This window comes from Photobacterium sp. GB-72, from assembly GCF_003026095.1.
Classification (GTDB): domain Bacteria; phylum Pseudomonadota; class Gammaproteobacteria; order Enterobacterales; family Vibrionaceae; genus Photobacterium.
The window spans coordinates 1-4332 of sequence record NZ_PYNV01000037.1; the positions used below are offsets into that span (position 1 = coordinate 1).

4 protein-coding genes are annotated in these 4332 nt (G+C 39.2%); 3 read left to right on the forward strand and 1 reads right to left on the reverse strand.

Annotation, left to right across the window (positions count from 1 at the left end; all coding sequences use genetic code 11):
• Together C9J40_RS22050 and C9J40_RS21670 are read left to right on the forward strand one after the other, a co-directional pair.
• Positions 1–1535: hypothetical protein (locus C9J40_RS22050; RefSeq protein ID WP_199188147.1), on the forward strand; the 1535-nt coding region annotated here is incomplete at its 5' end.
• 316 nt (positions 1536–1851) lie between these two features.
• Entirely contained in the window at positions 1852–2133 is a 282-nt protein-coding gene (locus C9J40_RS21670; RefSeq protein WP_107247961.1) for a hypothetical protein, read from the forward strand.
• A gap of 290 nt (positions 2134–2423) precedes the next feature.
• Here the strand turns inward: C9J40_RS21670 and C9J40_RS21680 are convergent, their stop codons facing one another.
• Positions 2424–3635 (reverse strand): tyrosine-type recombinase/integrase, encoded by a 1212-nt coding sequence (locus tag C9J40_RS21680; protein WP_107247963.1) that lies wholly within the window; start codon positions 3633–3635, stop codon positions 2424–2426.
• A 338-nt stretch (positions 3636–3973) separates the two neighbouring features.
• On the opposite strand from C9J40_RS21680, the gene C9J40_RS22315 reads away from it, so the two are divergent.
• Positions 3974–4332: hypothetical protein (locus C9J40_RS22315; RefSeq protein WP_233220342.1), on the forward strand; the 359-nt coding region annotated here is incomplete at its 3' end.

Below are 4332 nucleotides of genomic sequence, written 5' to 3' on the forward strand. Positions count from 1 at the left end.
GACTACTGCACCGAAATGCGGTCACTGGGAAACCTGAGCTACAACAGTTTGAAACCGCGATTGACTTAAACAGCCACGACATTAATAACGCCAATAGCGTTAAGGCATCAACGGTAACTACTGATACTGCCACGCTGCAAAGCTTAACCAGTAATGGTGATACTGCCTTAAACAATCTAACCTCAACGGTCAATACGACACTTGCCGCTCTGAACGTAAATGCTGATGCCACATTCCAGCAAGCGTTTATTGTTGATTCAACACTGACCACCAAAGATCTCAGCGCTACAAGTATTCAAACCAATTCGACACAAGCGGGTACGCTAGTGGCCCAAAGTGCGCAGTTAGGCAATACCGTTATTGAAAATGGTGCCACCATAAACGACACTTTTACCGCAAATGACAATATCACTGCCCAAGATGTTAATGCTAGTAACTTAAGCACGACTGGGCTTACCGTTTCAGGCACATTGACCGCTGAAGAACTCAAGTTACGCAATCTAAAAAACATCAACCAGTTTGAGATCAACAACGAGTTAAAACAAGGTGGCCGCTTAGTGCTTGATCAAAGCGGTAATCTTTATGATTCAGGTGTGGCACTGTCGCAACGTTATGGCTCATTAAACGGCGGAAATACGTTTACGGGCAATAACAGAATCAATACAGCTGTTATTCAAGGAACCGCGACTGCGGAAAGTACGAGAGCAGGGCGTGTCTCAATAAACGGTCGTGATGTAGCCTTTTCTCTCACTGACATTGAAAACGCAATTGCGAGTAATGATCGCGATCTGAGTAATATTGACGGTATGAAAGTGGCACGCCTGAATGACGTTAGTAGCCTCAATGCTAATGTGGGGGAGTTGGAGCGTAAGGCAAGAGATTTAGGCAATCGCACTGGAAGCGTTGAAGGCCACGTCAATAGAGCAAAGAAAACGGCTGACGATGCACTGACAAGCACGAAAGCGAGTCGAACTGCCGCTATTAATAACGGCATTAAGATCGATGCCTCTTTAAAACGAGTTGCCAGTTTAGAGCAATTTGAGCGTGACTGTCGCGCACAGAAAAATGGCTTGTGTAAGCCTGATGAAAAACCAAAAGCTGAAGATGGCAATATCAGCTCGTGGGTAAGTAACAGAGTTAACGGAAACTATCAAGGAACGATCACATGCTGGCCGCTTACAAATAGCTGTGATTTCGAACGAAGAACAGGAGGTCAACATGCTCGGTTAACCTTAAGTTTTTCTACGCAATATCCAAAGTCGAGTGGTCAATACTTAAAGATAATAAATGTTACATCGTCTGTACGCGGTCTTAGCAACGGTTTGTATACGTCAGGAAATAATATTATTAACTATAACTGTTTTGGCTTGCGTCGTAAGGGGTTCGTAAAGACTGAATACAAACAATATCCTATATCTATAAAGTTTGGGCTATATTCAGGCAGTAGCCTAATTAAATCAGAAACTTACAATACGAGTATAAATTTCTCATGCGATGTGCGAGTAACTAAAAAGTACGGAACGTTACCAGTATAAAAATGTAACAATTCTAAAACCTCTTAGAAAAAAGTGTATCTGTAACTAGCATTACCAAAGAATTTCCCAATATGTGGCTGCTATTATCCCAAATAACAGGTAATGGCACTCATACGAAGAGCGTCATCAACTCTGCGGAAATGCAGAAACCACTCAGGAGTTTGAGGGGAAATGTCCGTCAGGATGGAATTAAGATATTTAAAGAGTCGAAAGGCTCTTTTTTTTTGTGGCTCTATAAAAAATGGGAATTTTCATGAGTACAAAACCTTTAACATGATAATACGACTTCACTAACCAATTTTTGTTAAGGAAATGTATGGGCACTATTAGCACCAATGGTACTGCAGATACAGCGCCAGAGTATCATTGTAATTCGTTGGGCACCCCTTGTTGGTCAGGATTACCAGCAAAAGACTTCACACTAGAACTGGAGTTGGAATTAAGACTATTTATCAACATTGAGGCTAAAAGGCGAGGTCATAACGACAAAGTTGCTAATAAATACGATCCTGAGCAACGCTTATTCGATCCGCATTTTCTTAATGGTTGGCCTGCTAAAGCTTGGGCGCTTGCATACGATGAAGGATATAATCATTAAACATTGTAAAATTTAACTGTCATGTAGGATTAAAGACAAGGCTAATAAAAGGAATAATTCATGACGAGAAGCATTTTTATAACGATCATAAAATATGTAATTTTGACCTTTGGGATATTCTTGATAAACAAGTATCTGATAATTGACGCAAAATATGAAATTTTAGGCTTAATGTTAACGATATTTTCAGTCATGGCCATAGTGATTTGTTGTTTAGTTGACCTTGAAAAACTCAAGATTTAAATCAACCTCAACAAAATATAAGTATCTTTCTAGTTAGCCACATAAAGCTAACTAGGACGAAATGCATTTGCCACACTACTAATATCGATACCAGCAGTGTACCGCTTGACCATTGCTTCTGACGACCATCCACCTAAATGCATAACTTGCGTATGTGTTGCGCCTTGCATAACAAGATCTATAGCTCTACCAATTCGTGCACTATGACCGGTCCAAGTTTTTGTCACATCATTTGGCAGTAAAACTGAATAAGCTCGCCCAAACACACTATCGATTTTTTTGTGGTCAATATTACGTGCGTGTCCCTCAGTTAAGCGGCACTTACCACTTCGCCATAACGATGGAAATAATGGTGTAAACGGATCTCGAACATCAAGATTAAGATCCGAAAGTACATCAAATACAAACGCCATACTCTCACGACTGATCCACACAGTTCGCTTCTTGCCTATTTGTTGCTTAGTATTTTTAACATTGGTTAGAATTGACGTATAGTCACCAGTCACAGGATCTTTTCTCAACATACCTATCTTTAGTTGTGTTAATTCAGATTCACGAAGCAATGAATCATAGGCACATTTAAGTAATGCCAGGTCACGGCGACGAACAATATTATCGCTGCTAGCCCAAATTTGATTAAGTGCTTTTAGATGATGTTGTTGAAACGCACTGGCTTGATCTTCCGTTGTATTTGTCAAACGCTCAACATTCGCTCTTTGCCGCATATAATCAGCAAATTCTTGATTGTCAAATGGGTTATCAACTTGCTTGGCGATTCTTCTGAGCATATTAAGAAAGGCCAAACGGCTTTTTAAGGTGCTGTATTTCACTTTAGTTCGGTTATCAATTAAGTCGTCTTCACCTACACCCATCAAGTGATCAAAATATTGGCAGGTTGTCGCCATGGTTAATGGCAGTGCCTGAACATTATGGCCGCGACAGTATTTAGCATAATCGAGAAGCGTTGAACTGAGCTGTTTATGTGAATTTATCGATCGACCTGTACCATGCGCAATGTAATTGATAGTACCGGCTAAAAAGTTCTCAAGTGAATGCCGATCACTGCAGGACTGAGCAACCTCAACGGCAGACAAGTAAACTTTGTGCAGAATCGTTTTATAACGCTCTCGTAAAACATCATCATCTATATTGTCTAATGGTTTTAAAGCGTAATGCTCCAATTCCGCATAATCATTAAATAGAGGCAGGCCAATTGGATTGAGCTCCAATCGTCTTTCCTCACTAAGCACCATTAACATTACATACCCTCAAAGTGACAGCGTCACAAAAGATTAAACTCAAAAGCGAAAGTTACAAGGTAACGTTTTAAATCTGACGTTGATAACGACAATATACCCATAAAACGACTATTAACCGAAATAGGCAACCGAACCGCCAAAATATAGATAAAATTGTACCATAAAAAAGTAAGGTTCGATAATAGGAATTATCTACCATAACTCTAGTCAAGTCGTATTCTTTACTCGTATCCAAACAGCCTGAAAATTTAGCGCGCGTCGTTTTTTTTTCGTCTGCTACAAAAAACAGCAAAAAAGTTACAGTTAAAACACTTAGTCTAGATTAGAAGCATTAGATTATGGGTAAGAAGATGACCGTTACGCAAAAGTTTTGCAAAAGTGAAGATAAGCAAGTCTTACTGCTTGATCGTATGATCTATTCGCTTGGAAAATACATCTCAACAAATGAACTTAGGGAATTCGTGCACTCGTATTGGAGTGACAAGTTACCTATATCAATAGTACGAAAGCGCCTTGATCTATATTTTACAACAGCTTTATTTTCAATAGTAAAAGACATTTCATTTATGGCTACTTGCCGTTATTCAATCAATGAAATAAAAGAGATGATTACTGAAAAGTACAAATATAATGCTTTTAACCATAATGATTTCGTTATTAAATTCGCCTTTCATGAGCTTAATAATAGAACTGATAC

Coding starts and splice junctions, on each gene's coding strand:
- C9J40_RS21680 (WP_107247963.1), bottom strand. CDS start 3,635: ATGTTAATGGTGCTTAGTGAGGAAAGACGATTGGAGCTCAATCCAATT.
- C9J40_RS21670 (WP_107247961.1), top strand. CDS start 1,852: ATGGGCACTATTAGCACCAATGGTACTGCAGATACAGCGCCAGAGTAT.